General features: G+C 66.6%; 24 protein-coding genes and 1 pseudogene. 13 read left to right on the forward strand and 12 right to left on the reverse strand.

The genetic code is table 11. The annotated features are described in order from the left end of the window. Nucleotides 1-163: 163 nt before the first annotated feature. From gltX to AC6HZP_RS16365, 3 genes are all read right to left on the reverse strand, one after another. The gene (gltX, locus tag AC6HZP_RS16355) at nucleotides 164-1,537 is read right to left on the reverse strand and encodes a glutamate--tRNA ligase (RefSeq protein ID WP_497523704.1); all 1,374 of its coding nucleotides are present in this window, start codon (nucleotides 1,535-1,537) and stop codon (nucleotides 164-166) included. A gap of 229 nt (nucleotides 1,538-1,766) precedes the next feature. Continuing rightward, nucleotides 1,767-2,756, reverse strand: coding sequence for a potassium channel beta subunit family protein (locus tag AC6HZP_RS16360; RefSeq protein WP_497526814.1), 990 nt, complete (start codon nucleotides 2,754-2,756; stop codon nucleotides 1,767-1,769). 108 nt (nucleotides 2,757-2,864) lie between these two features. Then, on the reverse strand, nucleotides 2,865-3,347 hold the full coding sequence (locus AC6HZP_RS16365) for a VOC family protein (protein WP_201400172.1): 483 nt from the start codon (nucleotides 3,345-3,347) through the stop codon (nucleotides 2,865-2,867). 511 nt (nucleotides 3,348-3,858) lie between these two features. On the opposite strand from AC6HZP_RS16365, the gene AC6HZP_RS16370 reads away from it, so the two are divergent. Genes AC6HZP_RS16370 through AC6HZP_RS16385 form a run of 4 tightly spaced genes read left to right on the forward strand, consistent with a single transcriptional unit; the run spans nucleotide 3,859 to nucleotide 7,899 of the window. Further along, complete coding sequence (locus tag AC6HZP_RS16370; protein ID WP_201400173.1) at nucleotides 3,859-5,277, forward strand: circularly permuted type 2 ATP-grasp protein; 1,419 nt, start codon at nucleotides 3,859-3,861, stop codon at nucleotides 5,275-5,277. A 27-nt stretch (nucleotides 5,278-5,304) separates the two neighbouring features. Continuing rightward, complete coding sequence (locus tag AC6HZP_RS16375; RefSeq protein ID WP_201400174.1) at nucleotides 5,305-6,246, forward strand: alpha-E domain-containing protein; 942 nt, start codon at nucleotides 5,305-5,307, stop codon at nucleotides 6,244-6,246. 12 nt (nucleotides 6,247-6,258) lie between these two features. After that, nucleotides 6,259-7,140 carry a transglutaminase family protein gene (locus AC6HZP_RS16380; protein ID WP_497523705.1) on the forward strand — a complete coding sequence of 294 codons (882 nt, stop codon included), beginning with the start codon at nucleotides 6,259-6,261 and terminating at the stop codon, nucleotides 7,138-7,140. A gap of 12 nt (nucleotides 7,141-7,152) precedes the next feature. After that, on the forward strand, nucleotides 7,153-7,899 hold the full coding sequence (locus AC6HZP_RS16385; RefSeq protein ID WP_497523706.1) for a proteasome-type protease: 747 nt from the start codon (nucleotides 7,153-7,155) through the stop codon (nucleotides 7,897-7,899). 75 nt (nucleotides 7,900-7,974) lie between these two features. Here the strand turns inward: AC6HZP_RS16385 and AC6HZP_RS16390 are convergent, their stop codons facing one another. Then, complete coding sequence (locus AC6HZP_RS16390) at nucleotides 7,975-8,247, reverse strand: usg protein (RefSeq protein WP_201404502.1); 273 nt, start codon at nucleotides 8,245-8,247, stop codon at nucleotides 7,975-7,977. Between the two features lie 224 nt (nucleotides 8,248-8,471). Between AC6HZP_RS16390 and AC6HZP_RS16395 the strand changes: the two genes are divergently transcribed. The 3 genes from AC6HZP_RS16395 to AC6HZP_RS16405 all read left to right on the forward strand — a co-directional run bounded on the left by AC6HZP_RS16395 (nucleotide 8,472) and on the right by AC6HZP_RS16405 (nucleotide 10,170). Then, nucleotides 8,472-8,810: an ArsR/SmtB family transcription factor gene (locus AC6HZP_RS16395; protein WP_201400177.1), complete on the forward strand. Its 339-nt coding sequence runs from the start codon at nucleotides 8,472-8,474 to the stop codon at nucleotides 8,808-8,810. After that, on the forward strand, nucleotides 8,807-9,256 hold the full coding sequence (locus AC6HZP_RS16400; protein WP_497523707.1) for an SRPBCC family protein: 450 nt from the start codon (nucleotides 8,807-8,809) through the stop codon (nucleotides 9,254-9,256). Before AC6HZP_RS16395 ends, AC6HZP_RS16400 begins: the two co-directional genes overlap by 4 nt. Before the next feature lie 161 nt (nucleotides 9,257-9,417). Beyond that, the gene (locus AC6HZP_RS16405; RefSeq protein ID WP_497523708.1) at nucleotides 9,418-10,170 is read left to right on the forward strand and encodes a DUF899 domain-containing protein; all 753 of its coding nucleotides are present in this window, start codon (nucleotides 9,418-9,420) and stop codon (nucleotides 10,168-10,170) included. A 157-nt stretch (nucleotides 10,171-10,327) separates the two neighbouring features. On the opposite strand, the gene AC6HZP_RS16410 is transcribed toward AC6HZP_RS16405, so the two are convergent. From AC6HZP_RS16410 to AC6HZP_RS16425, 4 genes are read right to left on the reverse strand one after another with little or no spacing between them, the layout of a single operon-like run. Further along, the gene (locus AC6HZP_RS16410) at nucleotides 10,328-11,938 is read right to left on the reverse strand and encodes an NTP transferase domain-containing protein (protein ID WP_497523709.1); all 1,611 of its coding nucleotides are present in this window, start codon (nucleotides 11,936-11,938) and stop codon (nucleotides 10,328-10,330) included. Next, nucleotides 11,935-12,648 carry an XdhC family protein gene (locus AC6HZP_RS16415; RefSeq protein ID WP_497523710.1) on the reverse strand — a complete coding sequence of 238 codons (714 nt, stop codon included), beginning with the start codon at nucleotides 12,646-12,648 and terminating at the stop codon, nucleotides 11,935-11,937. The genes AC6HZP_RS16410 and AC6HZP_RS16415 overlap by 4 nt, the downstream gene beginning before the upstream one ends. A 1-nt stretch (nucleotide 12,649) precedes the next feature. Next, nucleotides 12,650-12,997, reverse strand: a complete 348-nt coding sequence (locus tag AC6HZP_RS16420) for an XdhC family protein (protein WP_497523711.1) — start codon at nucleotides 12,995-12,997, stop codon at nucleotides 12,650-12,652. After that, nucleotides 12,981-13,190: a hypothetical protein gene (locus AC6HZP_RS16425; protein ID WP_497523712.1), complete on the reverse strand. Its 210-nt coding sequence runs from the start codon at nucleotides 13,188-13,190 to the stop codon at nucleotides 12,981-12,983. Before AC6HZP_RS16425 ends, AC6HZP_RS16420 begins: the two co-directional genes overlap by 17 nt. A gap of 175 nt (nucleotides 13,191-13,365) precedes the next feature. Between AC6HZP_RS16425 and pcaD the strand changes: the two genes are divergently transcribed. Then, the gene (gene pcaD, locus AC6HZP_RS16430; protein ID WP_497523713.1) at nucleotides 13,366-14,151 is read left to right on the forward strand and encodes a 3-oxoadipate enol-lactonase; all 786 of its coding nucleotides are present in this window, start codon (nucleotides 13,366-13,368) and stop codon (nucleotides 14,149-14,151) included. On the opposite strand, the gene AC6HZP_RS16435 is transcribed toward pcaD, so the two are convergent. The 3 genes from AC6HZP_RS16435 to AC6HZP_RS16445 all read right to left on the reverse strand — a co-directional run bounded on the left by AC6HZP_RS16435 (nucleotide 14,152) and on the right by AC6HZP_RS16445 (nucleotide 17,731). Next, nucleotides 14,152-14,550: a DoxX family protein gene (locus tag AC6HZP_RS16435; protein ID WP_244669517.1), complete on the reverse strand. Its 399-nt coding sequence runs from the start codon at nucleotides 14,548-14,550 to the stop codon at nucleotides 14,152-14,154. It lies immediately after the preceding gene. Between the two features lie 107 nt (nucleotides 14,551-14,657). After that, complete coding sequence (locus AC6HZP_RS16440; RefSeq protein WP_497523714.1) at nucleotides 14,658-16,319, reverse strand: electron transfer flavoprotein-ubiquinone oxidoreductase; 1,662 nt, start codon at nucleotides 16,317-16,319, stop codon at nucleotides 14,658-14,660. A 143-nt stretch (nucleotides 16,320-16,462) separates the two neighbouring features. Continuing rightward, a complete protein-coding gene (locus AC6HZP_RS16445) occupies nucleotides 16,463-17,731 on the reverse strand; it encodes a PQQ-dependent sugar dehydrogenase (RefSeq protein WP_497526815.1) in 1,269 nt (422 codons plus the stop codon). Nucleotides 17,732-17,859: 128 nt separating this feature from the next. Between AC6HZP_RS16445 and AC6HZP_RS16450 the strand changes: the two genes are divergently transcribed. Next, nucleotides 17,860-18,690 carry a uracil-DNA glycosylase gene (locus AC6HZP_RS16450; protein ID WP_497523715.1) on the forward strand — a complete coding sequence of 277 codons (831 nt, stop codon included), beginning with the start codon at nucleotides 17,860-17,862 and terminating at the stop codon, nucleotides 18,688-18,690. A 146-nt stretch (nucleotides 18,691-18,836) separates the two neighbouring features. Further along, complete coding sequence (locus tag AC6HZP_RS16455) at nucleotides 18,837-20,132, forward strand: MFS transporter (protein WP_497523716.1); 1,296 nt, start codon at nucleotides 18,837-18,839, stop codon at nucleotides 20,130-20,132. A 279-nt stretch (nucleotides 20,133-20,411) separates the two neighbouring features. Here the strand turns inward: AC6HZP_RS16455 and AC6HZP_RS16460 are convergent, their stop codons facing one another. Next, nucleotides 20,412-20,909, reverse strand: a complete 498-nt coding sequence (locus AC6HZP_RS16460; protein WP_201400187.1) for a flavin reductase family protein — start codon at nucleotides 20,907-20,909, stop codon at nucleotides 20,412-20,414. A gap of 275 nt (nucleotides 20,910-21,184) precedes the next feature. Between AC6HZP_RS16460 and AC6HZP_RS16465 the strand changes: the two genes are divergently transcribed. From AC6HZP_RS16465 to AC6HZP_RS16475, 3 genes and pseudogenes are all read left to right on the forward strand, one after another. Next, the gene (locus AC6HZP_RS16465) at nucleotides 21,185-22,102 is read left to right on the forward strand and encodes a branched-chain amino acid ABC transporter permease (RefSeq protein ID WP_201400188.1); all 918 of its coding nucleotides are present in this window, start codon (nucleotides 21,185-21,187) and stop codon (nucleotides 22,100-22,102) included. 2 nt (nucleotides 22,103-22,104) lie between these two features. Further along, nucleotides 22,105-23,490 carry a high-affinity branched-chain amino acid ABC transporter permease LivM gene (gene livM, locus AC6HZP_RS16470; RefSeq protein ID WP_497523717.1) on the forward strand — a complete coding sequence of 462 codons (1,386 nt, stop codon included), beginning with the start codon at nucleotides 22,105-22,107 and terminating at the stop codon, nucleotides 23,488-23,490. After that, nucleotides 23,490-24,365 (forward strand): annotated as a pseudogene (locus AC6HZP_RS16475) (ABC transporter ATP-binding protein); the annotation flags it as partial. The gene livM and the pseudogene AC6HZP_RS16475, both read left to right, overlap by 1 nt. Between the last annotated feature and the right edge of the window lie 20 nt (nucleotides 24,366-24,385).

A 24,385-nucleotide genomic window follows, 5' to 3' on the forward strand; every position in this document is an offset into this window, starting at 1 on the left:
TGAACACCGCCCTAGAAAGCTTGGCCCAGCCTATATCGGCCACGGGCCGGTGTGTCTGGATCCCGGCCTTCGCCGGGATGACGGCGGAGGGTGGCAAATCCGATCAGCACGATGAAGGCGGTGCTGCGCGAAGGTCTCCCTCAGGGAGAGGTCAAAGGCAGCATCAGCCGGCGGGCGTCGCCACGGCTTCGAGGCGCGCCACCGCCTCGTCGCGGCCGATCAGCGGCAGCAGCGCCGCCAGCTCCGGGCCGTGATCGAGACCGGTCAGCACCTGGCGGAGCGGCATGAACAGCGCCCGGCCCTTGCGCCCGGTCGCCGCCTTGACCGCGTCGGTCCAGACCTTCCAGCTCTGGCCGTCGAAAATCCCGTCCGGCAGAACCTTGCGCGCCTCGGCGAAGAACGCCGCCTCGTCGGCATCGACGGCCACGTGCGGCGCGACCGGACCGGTGACCACCTGCCACCATTCGACCGCGTCCTTGAGGCGGACGAGATTGCCGCGCACCGCGTTCCAGAAATCCTCGCCGCCGGAAACACCCAGCGCCTGCAGCCGCTCCGCGACTTCGGCATAAGGCTTGGCGTGCAGCAGCTTGGCGTTGAGGCCGTCGAGATCGGCGGGGTCGAACTTCGCCGGCGCCTTCGACACCATGGAGAGATCGACCATGCCGGCGAGCGTCGGCAGGTCGACGACCGGCTCGACGGCGGCCGAGGTGCCGATCAGAACCGCCAGCGAATTCACCGCCATCGGCTCGTAGCCCTCCTCGCGCAGCGAGCCGAGCGACAGCGCGCCGGTCCGCTTCGAGAGCCCCTCGCCCGTCGAGGTCGTCAGCGTGTTGTGATGGCCGAACACCGGCGCCGGGGCGCCGAGCGCCTCGAACAGCTGCAGCTGCACGCCGGTATTGGTGACGTGGTCGTCGCCGCGGATGATGTGGGTCACGCCCATGTCGGCGTCGTCGACGACCGAGGGCAGCGTGTAGAGATAGGTGCCGTCCTCGCGCACCAGCACGGGATCGGAGAGCGAGCCGATGTCGACGGTCTGCGGTCCGCGCACCAGATCGTCCCAGGTGACGTGACCGACGCTCTCGTCGAGCTTGAAGCGCCAATGCGGCTTGCGGCCTTCCGCTTCCAGCTTGGCCCTGTCGGCGTCGGTCAGCCTCAGACCGGTCCGGTCATAGACCGGCGGCAGGCCGCGCGCCTGCTGGCGCTTGCGCTTGCGATCGAGCTCTTCCGCCGTCTCGTAGCAGGCATAGAGCCGGCCGGCTTGCTTCAGCCGCGCCACCGCCGCGTCATAGGAATCGGTCCGGAGCGACTGGCGCTCGAAGCGGTGCGGCGTGATGCCGAGCCAGGCGAGATCCCGCCGGATCGCCTCGGCATATTCCTCTTTCGAGCGCTCCCGATCGGTATCGTCCAGCCGCAGGATGAACTGCCCGCCGGCCTTCAGCGCGAACAGCCAGTTGAGCAAGGCGGGGCGCGCATTGCCGATATGGAGATAGCCGGTCGGCGACGGCGCGAAGCGGACGGTGACGGGTGCGTGGGTCATGCGCACGCTTTAGCGTGCACCGCCGGACCGCGCAATCGGCCCGGCGGTGCGGCGTCCGGGCTTTTCAGACCGATCGACTGGCCCCGTCATCATCCTGAGGTGCTTCGCGTCAGCGAAGCCTCGAAGGAGGGTCCAGGGAGCGCTCCCTGGACCCTCCTTCGAGGCCCGGCTTCGCCGGGCACCTCAGGATGATGATCGAGCTTTGCAACACAGCTCGAAAGAAGGTTGACTAGAACCGCTGCGGGGCGGCGGGCTTGTTGCCGAGGATGGCGTCGATCTTTTCCAGCACGTCGGCGGTCAGCCTGTCGCGGCTTTCGAGCGCCGAGAGGTTGTCTTCCAGCTGCGCCTTCCTCGACGCGCCGAGGATGACGGTCGAGACGTTCGGATTGGCGAGGCACCAGAGCAGCGCCATGTGGTGGATCGGCAGGCCGATCTCTTCCGCGACCTCGGCGAGCTTTTCCACCTGTGCGATGCGCTGGCGGCCCCTCTCGCTCTGCCAGAGCTCCTTCAGCCATTCATAGCCCGGCAGGTCGAGGCGGCTGCCGGCGGGAATGCCCTTGTTGTACTTGCCGGTGAGGATGCCGGAGGCGAGCGGCGACCAGATCGTCGTGCCGAGCCCCATCAGATCGTAGAGCGGGCGGTAGTCGCCCTCGACCTTGTCGCGCTCGAACAGATTGTACTGCGGCTGCTCCATGGTCGGCGGCGTGATGCGAAGATCCTTGGCGACCGCCCAGGCCTCGGTCAGCTGCTGCGCCGACCATTCCGACGTGCCCCAGTAGAGCACCTTGCCCTGCTGCACGAGGTCGTGCATCGCCCGCACCGTCTCCTCGATCGGCGTGTCGATGTCGGGGCGGTGGCAGAAATAGAGATCGAGATAATCGACCTTCAGCCGCTTCAGCGCCGCATGGCAGGCCTCGGTGACGTGCTTGCGCGAGAGCCCGCGCTGGGTCGGCTTGTCGCCACCCCAGAACACCTTGCTGGAGACGATGTAGCTGTCGCGGCTCCAGGCGAGCTTGGCCAGCGCCTCGCCCATCAGCGCCTCGGAGACGCCGGCCTCGTAGCCCTCGGCATTGTCGAAGAAATTGATGCCTCGCTCATAGGCGAGCGCCATGATGTCGAGCGCGTCGCGCTCGTCGACCTGCTTGCCGAACGTCACCCACGAACCGAGGGACAGCTCGCTGACCTTGAGCCCGGATTTCCCCAAACGACGATACTGCATCATCTCTTCCGATCATTCCTGAACCGTGCCACGGCGCTGCCGCCGGGGCGGCAAGCTAAGGCAGATCCGGTCCCGGCGCCACAGCGGAGAGGCCATTGCGGAAGCGGCTCAGGCGAGCTCGCCTTCATAAGCCTGCCTGAGCGCCTGGATGTCGATCTTCGTCATGTCGAGAAGCGTTTCCATGACCCGCTGCGATTTCTTCGCGTCCGGGTCGGTCAGCATGGGGACCAGGATGCTGGGCACCACCTGCCAGGAGACGCCGAACTTGTCCTTGAGCCAGCCGCAGCGGCTGGTGGCGCCGCCGCTCTCCGACAGCCGCTCCCAGAGCTCGTCGATCTCGGCCTGGCTCTCGCAGGTCACCACGAAGGAGATCGCCTCGTTGAACTTGAAATGGGGGCCGCCATTGAGCGCCGTGAACTCGAGCCCCTCCAGCGAGAAGGACGCGGTCATGACGCTGCCCTTGGGACCGGGGCCGGCTTCGCCATAGCGCGCCACCTTGCCGACCTTGGCGTTCTTGAAGATGGAAACGTAGAAAATGATGGCTTCTTCGACCTGATTGTCGAACCAGAGAAAGGGGGTGATCTTCTGCATGGCACTTTCCTTTGAACGTCCTCGAACCTCCCGCGCCTGAGACTCCGGCTCGCCTGACCGCGCGGCCGCCTCTGATCTGGCGGCGGGCCGAACGCAAGCATGCCCCGCCCGAGGCGTCGCGCGGGCAAAGGCGGTCGCAATTCGGCATCCCTCAAATGGGCGACTGCGTGATCGAGAGAGATCGGAGACCCGATGGCTTCGCTTCGACACGAGATGCTGGAAAACGCGCGGAGGCGGCCAGCGTTCCCGAGCCGGGATGCCTGCGCCCTCACCGGCCGCGTGCCGGGAAAGACAGCGGCCGGACTGTCCGTTTTTCAGGCAATTGCCGACTTTCGCGCCGAAACGCGCCGTTCGTCCGAATTCGGCCGATTGCCACTAGCCAAGAATGCCCGGCTCATATGCAATGGTTCCCGCACTCCAACGCTGCGGGTGTACCGGCAACCGGGCCTGATCTCCGGTTGGCACGGAGCTTGCGGTTCGGAAGGAGCAAACAGAGGAGGATGGCGCGCAGATGGTCGTTGCCTTCGACGAGATGAGCGCGAGCAGCGAAAGCTGCCGGCCAGGCTACGAGATCCTCAAACGCTGGCTGGACTCGACCCCGCCGGACCTCCTATCCACCCGGCGCGCCGAAGCCGAGCTGCTCTTCCGCCGCATCGGCATCACCTTTGCCGTCTATGGCGACAATGACGGCGAGGAACGGATCATCCCGTTCGACATCATTCCGCGCATCATCACCGCGCCGGAATGGACCAAGCTCTCGAAGGGGCTGGAGCAGCGGGTCAAGGCGCTGAACGCCTTCCTCGCCGATATCTACTCCAAGGGCGAGATCCTGAAGGCCGGCGTCGTGCCGGAGGATCTCATCTACCAGAACCCCTACTACCGGCCCGAGATGGCGGGGCTGAAGCTCGCCCACGACATCTACGTCATGATCGCCGGCATCGACATCGTCCGCGTCGATCCCGACACCTTCTACGTGCTGGAGGACAATGCCCGCACGCCGTCCGGGGTCTCCTACATGCTGGAGAACCGGGAAGTGATGATGAAGCTGTTCCCGGATCTGTTCGCGGAACACCGCATCGCCCCGGTCGAGAACTACCCGGACGCGCTGCTGGCGACGTTGAAGTCCGTCGCGCCGCGCTCGGCATCGGGCGATCCGACGGTGGCGCTGCTGACGCCGGGCCCGTTCAACTCGGCCTTCTACGAGCACTCGTTCCTCGCCGACAAGCTCGGCATCGAGCTGGTCGAGGGCCGTGACCTGCTGGTGCGCGACAATGTCGTCTACATGCGCACCACCGAGGGCCCGAAGCGCGTCGACGTGCTCTATCGCCGCCTCGACGACGATTTCCTCGATCCCCTGACCTTCCGGCCGGATTCGATCCTCGGCGTGCCGGGGCTGATGAACGCCTATCGCGCCGGCAACATCACGCTGTCGAACGCCGTCGGCACCGGCGTCGCCGACGACAAGGCGGTCTATTCCTACATGCCGGAGATCGTGCGCTTCTATCTCGGCGAGGAGCCGATTTTGAAGAACGTGCCGACCTGGCGCTGCCGCGAGGCGGACTCGCTCAAATACGTGCTCGACAATCTCGACAGCCTGGTGGTGAAGGAAGTCGCAGGCTCCGGCGGCTACGGCATGCTGATCGGCCCGGCCTCGGACCGCAAGACGCGAGAAGAGTTCGGCGCCAAGCTCCGCGCCAATCCGGACGATTTCATCGCCCAGCCGACGCTGGCGCTCTCGACCTCGCCGACCTTCGTCGATTCCGGCATCGCGCCGCGCCATGTCGACCTGCGCCCCTTCGTGCTTTCGGGCCGCGACAAGGTCCGCATCGTGCCCGGCGGGCTCACCCGCGTCGCCCTCAAGGAGGGATCGCTGGTGGTGAATTCGAGCCAGGGCGGCGGCACCAAGGATACCTGGGTGCTCGATGCCTGACCGTCCCGATTCCCGGAGTTTTCTTCCGTGCTGAGCCGTACCGCCGACAATCTGTTCTGGCTCGCCCGCTATGTCGAGCGCGCCGAGAACACCGCCCGCATCATCGACGCCGCCAACCGTCTCGCCGCCATGCCGATCGCCTATGCCGGCGGCTCCAATGAATGGGAATCGGCCGTCGCCGCCACCGGCGCGCTTGGCCTGTTCCAATCGCTGAACCGCGAGCCGACGGCCGAGAACATCATCGATTTCCTGGCCTTCTCGCCGGAGAACCCCTCCTCCATCCGCTCCTGCCTGGAGCGGGCCCGCGTCAACGCCCGCACCGTCCGCACGGCGCTGACCTCGGAAATGTGGGAGGCGATCAACGGCGCCTGGCTGGGCCTGCGCGATTTCGACGGCGCCGCCCGCGACCGCATGAAGCTCAACGCCTTCCTGATCTATGTGAAGGAAGCCTCGCTGCGCTTCGACGGCTCGGCCTACCGGACGATGATCCGCAACGACGTCTATTTCTTCTCGAGCCTCGGCTCGTTCATCGAGCGGGCCGACAACACCGCGCGCATCCTCGACGTGAAATACCACCTGCTGCTCCCGGCGCAGGAGAGCGTCGGCGGCGGCCTCGATTATTTCCAGTGGTCGTCGATCCTGCGCTCGGTCTCGGCCAACACCGCCTATCACTGGGTCTATCGCGAGAGCCTGAAGCCGTGGCTGGTGGCCGATCTCCTGGTGCTGAACGACCAGCTGCCGCGCTCGCTCGCCTCCTGCTACGACAATATCTGCGCCTTCCTGGACGAACTGTCGCTCGCCTATGGCCGGCAGGGACTGGCGCAGCGCGTCGCCCGCTCGACCCGCAACCGGCTGCAGAACGCCACCATCGACGATGTCTTCCGCGATGGCCTGCACGAGTTCCTGACCGAGTTCATCGGTGAGAACGCACGCCTCGGCCAGGCGATCACTGATCAGTACCTCGCCTGACGGGACCGCCTCATGCGCCTCCGCATCGTCCACGAAACCGCCTACCGCTTCGATCCGCCGGCGACCGGCGCGATCCAGACCCTGCGGCTGACGCCGCGCGGCCATGACGGCCAGTTCGTCGTCAACTGGCGCATCGAGGTCGACCATGACTGCCGGCTCGACCCGGCGACCGACCCGTTCGGCAACCGCGTCCACTCCTTCACCACGGAGGGGCGGCTCGACGGGCTCACCATCACCGCGCTCGGCGATGTCGAGACGCATGACATGGCCGGCATGGTGCGCGGCCAGAAGGAACGCTTTCCCGTCGGCGTCTTCCTGCGCGTCACCCCGCTGACGACGCCCGACGCCGCCATCCGCGCCTTCGCCGAGGACGTCACGGCGGCGGCCCCGGCCGATCCGCTGGCCCGCCTGCACGCGCTGATGGCGGGCGTGCACGAAAAGATCCTGCCGGGCGGCGACGGCACGGATGCGAGCGCCAAGGCGACCTTCGCCGCCGGCCGCGGCGACGCCCGCGCCACGGCGCATGTGATGATCGCCGCGGCGCGCCATCTCGGCATCCCCGCCCGCTATGCCAGCGGCTATCTGTTCCGGCCCGACACGGAGGCGCCGGCCACCGCCGAGCATGGCTGGGCCGAGGTGCATGTCGACGGCGTCGGCTGGATCGGCTTCGACGCGTCGTTGAATCTCTGCCCGGTCGATACCCATGTGCGGCTCGCCATCGGCCTCGACGGCATCGGCGCCGCGCCGGTGCGCGGCATGGCCTATGGCGCCGGCGCCGAAGCGCCCGCGATCTCGATCCGCGTCACCGAGGCTCGTGCGCAAAGAGAGAGGGGCGCCGTATTTTCACTTGCGCCTCAAACTCAGTCTTCTAAAACTCCGCCCGGGGCGGGGTAGGACGAAGAGTTTATGACCTATTGCGTTGGAATCCTGGTGCGTGACGGCTTGGTCATGCTGGCCGACACCCGCACCAATGCCGGGCTCGACAATATCGCGACGTTCCGGAAGCTGCACCTCTTCCAGACGGAGGGCGAGCGCGTCATCACGATTGCCACGGCGGGCAACCTCGCCGTCAGCCAGTCCGTGCTGAACGTGCTGACGGACGGACTCGAGAACCCCGAGACCGGCAAGATCGAGACGATCTACACGATCCCCTCCATGTTCAAGGTGGCGCAGTTCGTCGGCCGCGCCATCCGCGAGGTCTACCGCATCCACGGCAAGTCGATGGAGCAGCAGGCCGCGAGCTTCGACGTCACCATGCTGCTCGGCGGCCAGGTCAAGGGCGGGCGGCTGCGCCTGTTCATGATCTACTCGGCCGGCAATTTCATCGAGGCGACGACCGACACCCCCTATCTGCAGATCGGCGAGCACAAATACGGCAAGCCGATCCTCGACCGCGCGGTGACGGGCGACACCGACACATCCGAAGCGCTGAAGCTCGGGCTCATCTCGATGGATTCGACGCTGCGCTCCAATCTCGGCGTCGGCATGCCGATCGACATCGCCGTCATCCGCCGGGGCGAGCTGAAGCTCGCGGTCTCGCACCGCATCGACGACAGCGACGCCTATTTCGCCGACCTGCGCTCGCACTGGTCCGCGGCGCTGCGCGCCGCCCACCAGGCCATCCCCGCCCCGCCCTACGGCCACGACGGGTAGGATCGAGTCCGCTCCGCCGTCATCCCGGCCTACGCCGGGGCGACGGTGCCTGCCCCTCCCGCAAGCCGCCGGCCCTCAGTTCAGACTGAACTCGGCGGCGGCGATGCGGCATTCGGCCGGGCCGATCAGGCCCTTGTGCGCGACCCGCACCGAATGCAGCGGGCCATCGATTTCGCGCTTCCAGAAGTCGAGAAACCGGGTGAGTTCGGGAAAATCGGGAGCGAGGTCGTATTCCTGCCAGATGAAGCTCTGCAGGAAGACCGGATGATCCGGAAGACGGTACAGGATATGCGCCGTCGTCAGGCTATATCCGGAAAGCTGACGCAGCAGGGGTGACGGCATAAGCACCTCCTCTGGTATTCGACAGGCCCTCCACGGGACCGTCCCCATGGTCTCAAAGACCGCCCCGGATTTCAACGATTAGCTTTTAATATCAGTATTTTAGCAGCATTGCCGCATAAGTGCTGCCAGCCTGGGTTGCGGGGCGTCTCGCGCGGGCGCGCGCCGGTGCTTTTCCCAATGATCCGCGACCGGGTTGACATCGCCTGTCCGCAGGGCATACACTTAACCACATGGTTAAGTTTAGCGAACCTGATCTCGACCGGACCTTCGCGGCGCTTGCCGATCCGACAAGGCGCGCCCTGCTCGCCCGGCTGGTCTCGCAGGACGGAGCCTCGGTCAGCGAGCTCGCCGAACCCTTTCCGGTCTCGCTTCCGGCGATCCTGAAGCATCTCAACGTCCTGTCGGACGCGGGGCTGATCACACGCCAGAAGACGGGACGCACCGTGACCTGCCGCCTGAACGCCGCGCCGATGGCCGACGCGATGGCCTGGCTCGATCACTATCAGCAATTCTGGTCGGCCCAGCTCGACCGCCTCGCCCACTTCGTGGAGGACGACGATCTATCATGAAAGACTTGCCGAGCCTGACCCTGAAACGCCAGATCAAGGCGTCGCCCGCCCGGATCTTCAAGGCCTGGACCGACCCTGCCAAGCTCGTCCACTGGTTCGGACCGCGCGAGACCGAGGAAGGCAGCGTCGTCGCCGAGACAGACCTGCGCGTCGGCGGCGCCTACAACATCCGCTTCCGGTCCAGCGACGGCCGCGAGCACGGCGCCAGCGGCGTCTACCAGGAAGTCGTGCCGGACGAGAAGCTGGTCTTCACTTGGACCTGGCTCGAAATGCCGGAAATGCCGACGCTCATGACCATCACGTTGCGGGGCGAGGAAGGCGGCACTATGCTGACCCTCACCCACGCCCTCCTCGCTGACGAAGCCACCGTCGCGAGCCACCGGGATGGCTGGGAAGGCGCCATCGACAAGCTGGAACGCTTCGTCACGCGCGGCGCGAAGAGATAGGTTTTTGGGGCGGCCCGGCCCATCCGGCCGGCGCCCCCGCACAGCAACCAACCTGTCGGGCAGGCTCGTCCTGCCGATGACGGCCGGATGCCTCCGGCCGAACGAACCGGCGCGCCTGTGGCCGCCGCGATGCAAGCATCCTCTTTCGAAGGAGTTTTGCCATGAACATGCTCGACAGTTCGACATCCAACCCGAAGATCGTATCGCGCGACGAGTGGATCGCCGCGCGCAAGGCGCATCTCGCGCATGAGCGGGAGCTGACGCACCGCCTGGACGAGCTCCGCGCCGAAAGGCGGCAGCTGCCCTGGGTCGAGGTCGACAAGACCTATGTGTTCGAGGGCCCGAACGGACCGGAAACGCTCGCCGACCTCTTCGACGGTCGCAGCCAGCTGATCGTCTATCACTTCATGTTCGGGCCGGACTGGCAGGAGGGCTGCCCCGGCTGCTCCTTCGTCTCCGACCATATCGACGGCGTCAATCTGCACCTGCCCCATCACGACGTGACGCTGCTCGCCGTCTCCCGCGCGCCCTATGCCGCTTTCCAGGACTACAAGAAGCGGATGGGCTGGCAGTTCAAATGGGTGTCGTCGGCGGGAAGCGACTTCAACGCCGACTATCACGTCTACCCCTCCGAGGCGGAAATTGCCGCCGGCCGCTACGAGTACAATTACGAGCTGCATGACGGCGAGCCCGGGGAGCAGCCCGGCATCAGCGTCTTCTACAAAGACCCCGACGGCCGGATCTTCCACACCTACTCATCCTATGCGCGCGGCGGCGACATGCTGATCGGCACGCATCATTTCCTCGACATGACGCCGAAGGGCCGGAACGAGCGATCGACGATGGACTGGGTCCGCCGGCACGACCGCTACGAGGATCGCCCGGCTGTGGCGGCGCACGACTGCTGCTCGTAGCCAGCGGATCGCCCTCACCCCAACCCTCTCCCGCAGGCGGGAGAGGGAGCTCCCCCGCGCTCGTCGTTGCGCTGCCAATCGATGAAGGTGCCGGGCCAAGGCCCTCGCCCGCTTGCGGGAGAGGGTTGGGTGAGGGTCTTTAGCCTGTCACGATCGCTCAGGCCGGAAGCGTCCCGCCCGCCGCGAAGAGCGCTTCCGGCGTATCGAGATCGAGCGCGACCTCGGGCCCGATCTCGACCTCGATGACGGCGTCGGCATGCGCGCCGATCAGATGCCGCGCGCCGGTATCGCCCTGGATCGCCCGCAGCTCGCCGAAGAAGGCACGCGACCAGAGCACCGGATTGCCGCGCTTGCCGGCATGGGTCGGCACGACCACCAGCCGGTCCGCGCCGGGATCGAAGGCCTCGATCAGCCGGTCGAGGATTTCCCCCGTCAGCAGCGGCATGTCGGCGAGCATGACCAGCACGCCGTCGATATCGGCATCGAGGCTGGCGACGCCCTGCCGGAGCGAGGTCGAGAGCCCCTCGGCATAGTCGGAATTGTCGACGAAGCGGACCGGCTGGCCTGCCAACGCGCTCTCGACCGCCTCGCGGCGGTGGCCGGTGACGACCGTCACCGACGCGGCCTTGCTGGCGAGCGCCGCCTCGACGACGCCGCGAACCAGGCTGCGGCCGCCGAGTTCGGCGAGCAGCTTGTTCGGGCCGCCCATGCGCCGCCCCTCTCCCGCCGCCAGTACCAGCGCCGCCACCTTCGGCGGTTTGGCCTCGGCCGTCTCGCGCGGCTGCGGCCGCGAGGCGATCTCCGTCAGCAGGCCGCCGACGCCGAGGCCGGTGATCTCGTCCGGCCCGATCGGCAGGCCCGCGAGCAGCCGGCCGAGCACCCAGTCGAAGCCGTTCTCGCGCGGGCTCCGGGCACAGCCGGGCGCACCGATGACGGGCCTGCCCTGCAGGTCCCCAACGACCAGAAGATTGCCGGGATCGACCGGCATGCCGAGATGGATGATCCGGCCGCCGGCCCTCTGGATCCCGGCCGGCACCACGTCCTCGGCGTCGACCATGGCCGACGCGCCGAAGACGATCAGCAGCTCCGCCCCCTCGCCCGCCAGCTCCGCCAGCGCCGCGCCGATGGCGGCGGCATCGTGGGCGACGCGCCGCTCGCCGATCAGGAATGCCCCCGCCGGCTTCAGCCGCGCCTCGGTCATCCGCCGCGTCTTGTCGAGGATGGAGGGCTTCAGGGTCGGCAGGACAGTGGCGACGAGGCCGACGGCGAGCGGCCGATACGGCGCGACGCGAACCAGCGCCGACGCCGCCGCGGCCCGCTCCGCCGCCTCCAGCGGCGCATGGGCGACGGCGAAGGGGATGATCTTCACGGTCGCCACCATCTGGCCCTTCGTCACCGGCGCATGCGCCGGCAGCGTCGCCAACGTAATTGCGGGATCAACGCGGTTGAAGCGGTCGATGGCCTCACGGTCGACCACCAGCAATCCATCCGCCTCGGCGTGCAGGTTGGCGCGGCCGGTGAAGGGAGGATGGACCTCGACCCCCGGCCCCGCCACCGCCTCGGCAAGCCGCGCCGCCGCCGCGTCCTCGTGCACGTCGCCCTCGCCGAGCCGCGCCACGACGACCGTCTCGACGCCCGCCGCCCGCAGCAGCCACAGCTGATCGGCGGTCAGCCGGTTGCCCTTGCGCAGCATCTGTCCGTCCAGCGCCAGCGAATGCGCGAGCAGCGCGCCTTCGGCCTCGACCACGGGACAGGGTCCGAATTTCACCGCGATGCCTCCGACGCGACCCCGCGGCTGCGGAGCGTCTCGATGAGTTCGGCGAGGATCGCGACGGCGATCTCCGCCGGCGATTGCGCGCCGATGGCGAGGCCGATCGGCGAGCGGATCCGGGCGATCTCCGCCGGATCGAGGCCGGCCGCGATCAGGCGCTCGACCCGCTGCGCATGCGTCTTGCGGCTGCCGAGCGCGCCGACATAGAAGCAGTTCACCGCGAGCGCCGCCTGGAGCGGCCCGTCGTCGATCTTCGGATCATGCGTCAGCGCCGCGACCGCCGTGAAGGCGTCGAGCGGCGCGCGCTTGAGCGCGTCCTCCGGCCATTCGGCGACCAGATCGATGCCGGCGAAGCGCTCCGGCGTCGCGAAGGCGGTGCGCGGGTCGATGATCACGACGTCGAAGCCGGCGATCCCGGCCATCGGCGCCAGCGCCTGCGAGATATGCACGGCGCCGATGACGACGAGGCGCGGCGGCGGCACATGCACGGTGAGGAGAAACGCGCCGCCATCCGCAGTCTCGACCCGTCCCGACCGCGCCGAACGGAAGCGCTCCGGCAGCAGTTCGGCCAGCGCGGGCTCGATCGTCGCGTCGACGTCGTCCTCGCGCACCAGGCGCACGACGCCGGAGCCGAGATCGGTGACGAGGATGGCCGCCTGTCGCCGCCGGCGCGCCTGGTTCAGGGCGTTGAGCGTGGCACGGTCCACCTCAGATCACCTTCTCGACATAGACCCGGATTCGGCCGCCGCAGGAGAGCCCGACACGCCAGGCGGTCTCGTCGGCGATACCGAATTCGAGCAGGCGCGGCTCCCCCTTTCGGATGACCTCGATCGCCTCCTCGATCACCGCGCCCTCGACGCAGCCGCCCGAGACCGACCCTTCGAAGCGGCCGTCGGCGTCGATCACCAGATGGCTGCCGACGGGGCGCGGCGCCGATCCCCAGGTCTCGACCACGGTGGCGAGCGCCACGGACCGACCGGCCTCGAGCCAGTCCTCGGCAAGGACGAGGACATCGGCGTCCTGCAGTTGAAGCGGTCGTTCAGCCGTCACGATCAACCTCTTGAAGTGATGGCGAGATGGCGGCGCCGCTCGACGGCCGCTCCCGGCGAGCGAACGAGGCTGATTTCGTCGACATGGCGAGCGGGAAAGCGGGAGCCGAATCGCGCAGCCGCCCGGAAGCGCCGGCGCCGGCGGAGAAGCGTGCCAGGGTGGTCTCGACGGGGATGGGATGCGGCAGCCGGATATTCATCCCATAAGCCTATAGATAGTAAGATTTGAAGGCAACAGGGGACCGCATTCCCGCCGCGTAAACCGATCTTTTGGCCGGACCTTTTCCATTATATAGGTGGAGGCCTCCACCCGCCGGCGCGTATCGCCATCATGCCGGCCGACCGATCCCGCTGGCAAGTTGTACGGGGTTTCTCATGCCACTGATCGCTATGGACGATCGCATCCGACTGAATGTCGAAGCCGATCCGGACAATGGCAATCCAGCACTTCTCCTGACGAATGCGCTCGGAGCGGATCTCAGCATGTGGGAGCCGCAGCTCCCGGCCTTCCGCGAGCATTTCCGCGTCATCCGCTTCGACGATCGCGGCCATGGCGGCTCCGACGTCCCCGATACGCCCTATACGATCGACCGGCTCGGCCGAGATGCGCGCGCCGTGCTGGACGCCGTCGGCGTCGAGAGCGCGCATGTGGTGGGGATGTCCAAGGGCGGCATGGTCGGCGCCTGGCTCGCGGCCAACAAGCCGGACTATGTCGAGAAGCTCGCCATCTGCGTCTCGGCCCCGCATCTGCCGCCGCGCGACATGTGGGAAGGCCGCGCCAAGACGGCGCGCAACGAGGGGCTGGCGGCGCTGGTCGATTCGGTGATCGGCCGCTGGTTTCGCGAGGGCTTTCGCGTCGCGGCGCCGGAGACGGTGGCCCGCATCCGCGCGATGATCCTCGACACGCCGGCCGAGGGCTATGCCGCCTGCTGCGAGGCGCTGGGGGAAATGGACCTGCGCGACGACATCACGCTGATCCAGGCGCCGACGCTCGTCGTCTGCGCCGATCAGGATCCGACCGTTCAGCCGGGCAAGGCCCGCGAATGGGTCGCCTCGATCGACGGCGCGCGGATGGAGATCATCCGCAACGCCGCCCATCTCTGCAATGTCGAGCAGCCGGAAGCCTTCAACGGCGCGCTGCTCGAATTCCTGCGGGCGTGATCAGACGCGCTCGCGGCCGAGCGCGCCATCGACGCTCCAGCGGCCCGGGCCGGCGAAGACGATGAACAGGAAGATGAAGCAGTAGAGGATGGCGGCGTCGCCGCCATTCAGCGCCGGGTAGAAGCCGCGCGGCGCATGGGCCAGCCAGTAGGCGACGGCCATCTGGCCGGACAGCAGGAACGCCACCGGACGCGAGAACAGGCCGATCAGCAGCAGAAAGCCGCCGACCAGCTCCAGCACGCCGGCCGTCCAGCCCAGGCTGAGAAACGCCGGCATACTATCGGATGCCGGGAAGCCGAGAAGCTTCTGCGTGCCGTGCTCGAAGAAGATCAAAGCAGAAACGATGCGCAGCAGTCCGAGCGCGGACGGCTGAAACTTGGAAAGCTTCTCAACTAACACAGGCAGAATCTCCATTACGACGAAGATGGTCTGCTAACACGGCAAGGAGACCAGTCCTAGGCAGTGGAGATCACGTATTGGTGAGCCCAATACATTCCCTAACGTCATCACATATTTGGATAATTGGGTCCGCCCGCGCCTTCCGGCGTGGTCCAGTTGATGTTCTGGTTCGGATCCTTGATGTCGCAGGTCTTGCAGTGGACGCAGTTCTGCGCGTTGATCACGAAGCGCGGGCCATCCGCCTCCTCGACCCATTCATAGACGCCGGCCGGGCAATAGCGCGCCGACGGGCCGGCATAGACGTCGTGCTCGGACGTCTTCTGCAGCGCCGCGTCCAGCACCTTCAGATGCACGGGCTGGTCTTCCTCGTGGTTGGTGTTCGACAGGAACACCGAGGAGAGACGGTCGAAGGTCAGGACGCCGTCCGGCTTCGGGTATTCGATCTTCTTGCACGCTGCCGCCGGCTTGGTCGCGGCGAAATCCGGCTTGCCGTGCTTCAGCGTACCAAACAGCGTGAAGCCGAGCGTATTCGCCCACATGTCGGCGCCGCCCAGCGCGATGCCGAGATAGGTGCCGAGCTTCGACCAGAGCGGTTTGACGTTGCGGACGCGCTTGAGGTCCTTGCCGATCGGGCCCGAGCGCCAGTTCGCCTCGTAGCCCAGCAGTTCGTCATGCGCGCGGCCGGCGGCGAGCGCGTCGGCGACGTTCTCCGCCGCCTCCATACCCGACAGCATGGCGTTGTGGCTGCCCTTGATGCGCGGCACGTTGACGAAGCCGGCCGAGCAGCCGATCAGCGCGCCGCCCGGGAAGACCAGCTTCGGCACCGACTGATAGCCGCCCTCGGTGATGGCGCGGGCGCCATAGGAAATGCGCTTGCCGCCGGCGAAGACGGGAGCGATCGCCGGATGCGTCTTGAAGCGCTGGAATTCCTCGAAGGGAGAGAGATACGGGTTCTCGTAGTTCAGGTGCACCACGAAGCCGACGACGACCTGGTTGTCCTCGAGGTGATAGAGGAACGAGCCGCCGCCGGTCGAGCCGTCGAGCGGCCAACCGAAGGAGTGCTGCACCAGGCCGGGCTTGTGCAGCTTCGGATCGACCTGCCAGAGCTCCTTGATGCCGATGCCGTATTTTTGCGGCTCGCGCCCTTCCGCGAGACCAAAGGCGCCGATCAGCTGCTTGGCGAGCGAGCCGCGCGCGCCCTCGCCGATCAGCGTGTATTTGCCCCGAAGCTCCATGCCGCGCTGAAAATTCGGGCCCGGCTCGCCGTCGCGGCCGACGCCCATGTCGCCGGTGGCGACGCCGGCGACGGCGCCGTTCTCGTCATGCAGCAGTTCCGCCGCCGCGAAGCCCGGATAGATCTCGACGCCGAGCGCCTCGGCCTTCTCCGCCAGCCAGCGGCAGACATTGCCGAGCGAGACGATGTAGTTGCCGTGGTTCGACATCAGCGGCGGCATCAGGAAATTGGGCAGGCGGACCGATCCGGCCGGACCGAGGAACAGAAACTGGTCCTCCGTCACCGGCGTCTTCAGCGGAGTATCCGCCTCCTGCCGCCATTCCGGCAGCAGCTTGTCGAGGGCGATCGGATCGAGGACCGCGCCGGAGAGGATATGCGCGCCGACTTCCGAGCCCTTCTCCACCACCACGACGGAGATGTCCGGATCGCGCTGTTTGAGACGGATCGCCGCTGCCAGACCGGCGGGGCCTGCCCCCACGATCACAACGTCGAATTCCATCGCCTCGCGTTCGGGAAGCTCTGCCGAGAGTGTCATACTGCCTGTCCGGTTCCGAATGTCGGCCCTGTTTAGAAGAGCAACAAAGGACAGGCAATGCCGAAAATATAGATCTGCGAAGGACTTGATGAGCCCTTCGCATAACATGATGCATCGGGGCGGCGATGGTCGGTATTACAGAATTAATTCGCCTTCCGAACCCGCCAAATCGTTCCGTTGGCGTCTTCGGAGACGTAGAGCGCGCCGTCCTTGCCGGTGGTGACGCCGACCGGGCGCCCCCACAACGTCTTGTCGGAGAGAACGAAGCCGGTCATGAAGTCTTCATAGGCTCCCGTCGGCTTGCCGTCCTTCATGAGCAGGCGCACTACCTTGTATCCCGTAGGCTTGCCGCGGTTCCAGGAGCCATGCAGCGCCACGAAGCCGTCGCCTCGATAGTCGGCCGGAAAGGCTTCGCCTTCGTAGAAGGTCATGCCGAGTGGCGCCGAATGGGGCTGGATCAGCACATCCGGAACGGTGACCCGATCCTTCAGCTCGGCACGGGCGCCGTCATGGCGCGGATCCGGATTGGCGCCGATATAGAACCAGGGCCAACCATAGAAAGCGCCCTCCCGCACACTCGTCGCATAGTCGGGCGGCAGATTGTCGCCGAGGCCGTCCCGCTCGTTGGTGGCGCACCAGAGCGCCCCGCTCGACGGCTCGATCGCCAGGCCGGAGCAATTGCGAATCCCGGCCGCGAAGGTTCGCAGTCCGCCGCCGTGGGGATCGGCCGTGAGCACGGCGGCCCGCCCCGCCTCCGGGCCCCAGGCCGCGCCGAGCCCATGCTGGCCCTCCCAGTCGGCGATCGCCGCCTGGCTTTTCTCCCCCATCCCATCGCCGGCGTTCGACGCCGAGCCGACCGAGATGAACAGCTTCTTGCCATCGGCAGAGAAGGCGATGTCGCGCGTCCAGTGCGGACCGCCATTCGGCAGGCCGTCGACGATGATTTCGGCCTTGCCGCCCGCCTTCTGGTCGCCGGACGAATAGGGGAAGCGGACGACGCGGTTCGTCTCCGCGACATAGACGAATTGCGGATCCGAACCGGGTGGATAGAAAGCGATGCCATAGGGGCGGCTCAGGCCTTTGGCGAAGATGGCGGGATCCCCGCCACCGGCCGGCAGCACCCGAATCTGCCCGGCGCCGCTTTCGGCGAGGAAGATGTCGCCATTCGGCGCGGTTCGCAGGACGCGCGGGATCTTCAGCCCCTCCGCCACCAGTTCCGCCACGAAGCCGGCCGGAACGCGCGGCAACCGGTTCTTCGGCCGGGCGACAACATCGGGCTGGGTGGCGACCGAATCCGTCGCGTAGGGCGCCGGCAGGTCGCCGGGACGGATCAGCCGCTGCACGCCGGGCCGGTCGGCGCGCCAATCCCCGAACGCCGCCGTCCCCATGCGCGGCTGAGCCGCGAGCGTCATCGAAGGAGCCAGGATGAGGACAGCGGCCAACAGACGTCCGGTCACGGCGGCATCTCCCTGAATTATGCTATTGTGAGCTGGCCCCACAGGGTCGACATAGGTGCCGGTTGCGCCTACTCAAGAACGGCATGATGGCCCGAGAGTTTCATCCTCCCTCCCCCGAAGCGCTCGCCGCGCTGCTGGATTGGTACGTCGCCAACGAGGTCGACGTGGCGATCGAGGAGGAGCCTGTCAACCGGCTGGTGCCGCGCGCCGCCGAGGAGCCGCCGCAGCCGGTCGGCCGCGACCTGCCGCTGCCGGTCGCCGAGCCGGCGCCCCGGCCACAGCCGATGATCGCCACCGCCGCCTCGCCGGAGGCGGACGCGTTTGCCGCCCGCGAAGCGGCGATGAGCGCGAACACGCTCGCCGAGCTCGACGACATCCTCGGCCGCTTCGAGGGTTGCGCCCTGAAGATGACGGCGAAGTCGCTGGTCACCGCCGAGGGCAATCCGAACGCGCGCGTCATGCTGATCGGCGATCCGCCGGGCCGCGACGAGGACCTGCAGGGCGAGGTATTTGCCGGCCCCGCCGGCACCCTGCTCGACCGCATGCTCGCCGCCATCGGCCTCGCCCGCGGCGACGTCTATGTGGCGCCGATCGTGCCCTGGCGGCCGCCGGGCAACCGTGCCCTGACCCCGCAGGAGGCCGCCGTCTGCCGCCCCTTCATCGAGCGGCGGATCGCGCTCGTCGATCCCGATTTCCTGGTTTTCCTCGGTGCTACGGCGGCGAAGGAATTGCTGCAGACTTCGGAAGGAATTCTGCGGCTGCGCGGCCAGTGGCGCACCTACGACACCGGCAACCGGCAGATCCAGGCGATGGCGACGCTGCACCCGTCACACCTTCTGTTACAGCCGATACAAAAACGTCTGGTCTGGCGCGATCTTCTGTCGCTCAAGGTCGCTCTTGGCGGCGGCATTTGACGAAGACCTGATAATCACGTCGTATTTCATGCTGTAAACTTAATATTCACCCTAAAGTGCCATGATTTGGACATGTCGGCGGTCGACAAGGTCGAACCACCACAATCGATTCAAATTCTGCCGCATCTTCGGCGTCTCCGGTCAAAATGGCATCGCAGCTCATCCCCGTCGCCGCACTCCTCATCGGGTCGGCACTCCTGCTCGTCGCAGGCGGCATTCACGGCCTGCTTCTTCCCATCCGCGGAGCGATCGAGGGATTCACGACGACGGAACTGGGCCTGATCGGCACCGGCTGGGCCGTCGGCTTCGTGCTCGGCTGCCTGGTCGTGCCGCGCATCGTGCGCCGGGTCGGCCATGTCCGCGCCTATGGCGTCATGGCGTCGATCGCCGGCGTCGTCATCCTGCTCAACCTGCTAATCATCTCGCCCTGGGCGTGGATCGGGCTGCGCGCCTTCTCCGGCTTCTGCTTCGCCGGCGCCCAGATGATCGTCGAGAGCTGGCTGAACGAGCGCTGCACGCGGGAAAATCGCGGCACGATCTTCTCGGTCTACCAGATGGTGAATTTCGCCGCGTCGACGGCGGGCCAGCTGCTCCTGGCGACGGCGCCGGCCGAGGGCTTCTTCTTCTTCGTGCTCGGCGCGATCTTCTACTGCCTGGCGATCCTGCCGTCGGCCTTGTCGACGGCGCAGACGCCGCGCCCGCTGAAGACGACCAAGATCGACCTGCGCAGCCTGTTCCGCAATTCGCCGGTCTCGGCCGTCGGCTGCTTCCTGATCGGCCTCGTCAACGGCGCCTTCGGCACGCTCGGCGCCGTCTACGGCCAGAAGATCGGCCTGCCGACCGCCGTCATCGCCTTCTTCATGAGCGCGGCCGTGCTCGGCGGCGCCGTCACCCAGGTGCCGCTCGGCAAGCTCTCCGACAAGGTCGACCGGCGCTACGTGCTGATCGGCGTCGCCGCCGCCGCCATCGTCATGAGCCTCGCCATCGCCTTCGTCAGGCCGACCGAGCCCGGTGTGATCATCGCCATGATCGCGCTGTTCGGCGGCATGATCTATCCGATGTACGGCCTCACCGTCGCCCACGCCAACGACTACACCGCCCCGGACGACTTCGTGAAGGTGGCGAGCGGCCTGCTCTTGATGTCGGGCTTCGGCACGATGATCGGGCCGATCATCGGCGCGCTCGGCATGGAATATCTCGGCCCGGCCGGCCTCTTCACCTTCTTCTCGGTAGTCCACGTCGTGCTGATCGCCTACACGGCCTATCGCATGTCGCGGCGGCCGGCGCCCCGCGACGTGCCGCGCGACGCCTTCCAGCCGGTGCCGCCGCTGAAGAACGCCACGCCGGAGACGATCGCGCTCGATCCGCGCGCCGACGAAACGAAACCCGCCCCGGCGCCGGCGCTGCTCGCGCCCGCGCCGGCCAACGCGCCGACGCCCTGAGGGTCTGGCCCATAATGCATGATTGAAGGGAGGCGATGGGCCTCCTTCCTGCCCCATCGAGCGGGGTTTGAAACACCCTTCCTTCACCTCTCCCTGAGGGAGAGGTCGACGCACGAAGTGCGGCGGGTGAGAGTTTACGGCCTCACCGGATAGTTCCCTAAACCCTCACCCGGAGCTTCGCTCCGACCTCTCCCTCAGGGAGAGGTAAGGGGCAACGCGGATCGAGCGGGGAAATCGAACTCGCCTGTTGGATTACGGGCCAGACACTGAGCGCCCGCCTCAGACCCGGCGGTACGCCCGGTCGAGATAAACCAGCGCCTGGTCGTGCGAGCCGACCCGGACCGCCTCGACGAGGCCGAACAGCACCGAGTGCGAGCCCTGCTCGACCACTTCGGTCAGGCGGCAGTCGAAGCTGGCGCGGGCCGACTCCAGCACCGGCGCGCCGGTTGAGAGCGTTACCCAGGCGCCGAGCGCGAAACGCTGCGGCATGGTGAGTCCGGTCCGGCCGGCGAAGGCCTGGGCCAGATCCTGCTGGTTTCCCTCCAGCGTGTTGACGCAGAAGATGCCGTTTCGCTTGAAGGCGGCGTTGGTCAGGCTCTTGCGGTTGACGCAGACGAGCACGATCGGCGGGCTGTCGGAAACCGAGGTGACCGCCGAGGCGGTCAGGCCGCACGCGCCGCCCTCGCCTGACGTCGTGACCACGTGAACGGGAGCGACGAGGCGGCTCATCGCTTCGCGGTACATAGCCGGATCGACCAGATCCGTGAGCGTATCCATGCTTCCTCTTATCCCACACTTCCCCGCGGCGTCTCGTGTGGTCGTATCGGGTCGCATCGGCGTCGACAAGCCACCCTCTTGGGCAGGCCGCTAAAAATATGCCTACAATTAAATCAGGTAGACTTATTATATTACCTTACGGAATCGCCTGTTTTTCGTGCAGCTTTTGTTTTGTTCGTTTCCAGTTGCCAAGCGAAAAATTCGGTGACAGGCTCCTTGCGGGAACAGTGCATTCAAGAAGCAACAAAAATGAGCTTCATGCGGGGATCCAACAGATGGAAGTATTCCTACAACAGCTGATCAACGGGATCACGCTAGGGTCGATCTATGGTCTGATTGCAATCGGATACACGATGGTGTTCGGCATCATCGGCATGGTCAACTTCTCGCACGGCGATGTCTTCATGACGTCCGCCTTCATAGCCCTGATATTTCTCCTGGTTCTGACGACAGTATTCGGCATGACGTCGATGATACTCGCGCTCGTCATCGTTCTGGTGATCGCGATGGTGCTGACGAGCCTGCTGAGCTGGGCCATCGAGCGGGTCGCCTATCGGCCGCTGCGCGGCTCGTTCCGCCTGGCGCCGCTGATTTCGGCCATCGGCATGTCGATCGTGCTTTCGAATTTCGTGCAGGTCGCGCAGGGCCCGCGCAACAAGCCGATCCCGCCGATCTTCAGCGGCGGCATCGAGGTGATGAACTCGAACAATTTCGCCGTCACCCTCTCCTACAAGCAGATCATGATCTGGGTCGTCACGGCCGTGCTGCTGGCTGCGTTCTGGTACATCGTGCAGAAGACGCCGCTCGGCCGCGCCCAGCGCGCCTGCGAGCAGGACCGCAAGATGGCGGCGCTGCTCGGCGTCAACGTCGACCGCACCATCTCGCTGACCTTCGTCATGGGCGCCGCACTCGCCGCCGTGGCCGGCACGCTCTACCTCTCCTATTACGGCGTGGTGAACTTCTCCGACGGGTTCGTGCCCGGCGTGAAGGCGTTCACGGCGGCGGTTCTCGGCGGCATCGGCTCGCTGCCGGGCGCCGTGATCGGCGGCCTCCTGATCGGCCTGATCGAGACGTTCTGGTCGGGCTATTTCTCGATCGACTACAAGGACGTGGCCGCGTTCTCGATCCTCGCGATCGTGCTCATCTTCATGCCGCAGGGACTCCTCGGACGACCTGAAGTCGAGAAGGTGTGACCATGGCACCCGAAGCGACGGTAAACAAACATGGCCCGGATATCGCCGCGGCCGTGAAGGACGCCCTGTTGAGCGGCCTCGTGGCGCTCGCCCTGTTCGGGCCGCTGGTCGGCCTCCGGACCGAGCAGAACATTCGCAACGAGCTGGCGATCCAGCAACGGTGGGGGCTGGTCGCCGCCATCGTCGCGACGATCGTCATCGGCCGCTTCCTGCTCCTGACCCTGGTCTGGCCGGCGATGTCGGCCCGCAAGCAGCGCGTCTCGGCCCAGCCGGACACGGGGCCCTCGACGCTTCGGCAGGCCTTCTCGCGCTGGTTCGCGCCGGCGTCGATCGTCTTCCTGTTCCTCTATCCGGCCCTGATCGTGAGCGCGCTCGGCTTCCAGGGCTCGCTGAAATGGGTCGACAATTTCGGCATCCAGATCCTGATCTACGTGATGCTGGGCTGGGGGCTGAACATCGTCGTCGGCCTCGCCGGCCTGCTCGATCTCGGCTACGTCGCCTTCTATGCCGTCGGCGCCTATTCCTACGCGCTGCTCTCCAGCCATTTCGGCCTGTCGTTCTGGATCCTGCTGCCGATGGCCGGCATCTTCGCCGCCCTCTGGGGCATCATGCTCGGCTTCCCGGTGCTGCGGCTCCGGGGCGACTATCTCGCGATCGTCACGCTCGCCTTCGGCGAGATCATTAGGCTGGTGCTGATCAATTTCCGCGAGCTCACCAACGGCTCGGCCGGCATCAGCTCGATCCCGAAGGTGACGCTGTTCGGCATCAAGTTCGACGCCTCGCCCGACGGCTTCGCCAAGCTGTTCGACCTGCCGATCTCGTCGGCCTATTACAAGATCTTCCTCTACTACCTGATCCTGCTGCTGGCGCTCCTGACCGCCTTCGTGACGATCCGGCTGCGCAAGCTGCCGGTCGGCCGCGCCTGGGAGGCGCTGCGCGAGGACGAGATCGCCTGCCGCTCGCTCGGCATCAACACCACCAACACCAAGCTCACCGCCTTCGCGCTGGGCGCCATGTTCGCCGGCTTCGCCGGATCCTTCTTCGCCGCGCGCCAGGGCTTCGTCAGCCCCGAATCCTTCACCTTCATGGAATCGGCGATCATCGTGGCGATCGTCGTGCTCGGCGGCATGGGTTCGATGGTCGGCGTGGCGTTGGCGGCCGTCGCCATGATCGGTGGCACCGAACTGCTGCGCGAGCTCGACTTTCTCAAGGTCATCTTCGGCGACAATTTCGATCCCAACCAGTTCCGCATGCTGCTGTTCGGGCTCGCCATGGTCGGGGTCATGATCTGGAAGCCGCGCGGCTTCGTCTCGGCGCGCGAGCCGACGATCTTCCTGACCGAGAAGAAGGTCATTTCCGGCACGCTGGTGAAGGAGGGTCACGGCTGATGGCGGCTCCCCTTCAGACAGTGCCCACGGACGCCCCGCCCTGGGAGGCGAACCCCGTCCTCACCGTCGAGCATGTGTTCATGCGCTTCGGCGGGCTGGTCGCGGTCAACGACCTCTCCTTCAGCGTCGGCCGCGGCGACATCACCGCCCTGATCGGCCCGAACGGCGCCGGCAAGACGACGGTGTTCAACTGCATCACCGGCTTCTACAAGCCGACGCAGGGCATGCTCCGGCTGGAACACGCGGATGGCGCCACCTTCCTGCTCGAGCGGATGCCGGACTTCCGGATCTCCGCCAAGGCGCGGGTGGCGCGGACGTTCCAGAACATCCGCCTGTTCTCCGGCATGACGCTCCTGGAAAACCTGCTGGTCGCCCAGCACAACACGCTGATGATGGCCTCCGGCATGACCATCCTCGGCGTGCTCGGATTGCCGGGCTACCGCCGGGCCGAGAAACGGGCGATCGAGCGGGCGAAATACTGGCTCGACAAGACCGGGCTTACTTCCCGCGCCGACGACCCGGCCGGCGACCTGCCCTATGGCGCGCAGCGCCGGCTCGAGATTGCCCGCGCCATGTGCATCGAGCCGGAGCTGCTCTGCCTCGACGAGCCTGCCGCCGGCCTCAACCCGCGCGAATCCGCCGAGCTCAACGCCCTGCTCCTCGGCATCCGCGAAACCGAGAAGACCTCGCTCCTCCTGATCGAGCACGACATGTCGGTGGTGATGGAGATCTCCGATCACGTCATCGTCCTCGAATACGGCACCAAGATCGCCGACGGCACGCCGTCGGAGGTGCGCAACGATCCGCGCGTCATCGCAGCCTATCTCGGCGTCGACGATCGCGAGATCGAGGTCGTCGAGGAGAAGCTGGACCAGATCATCGAAGGAGCGGCGAC

The sequence above is a fragment of the Kaistia sp. SLG-1 genome (genome assembly GCF_059699055.1).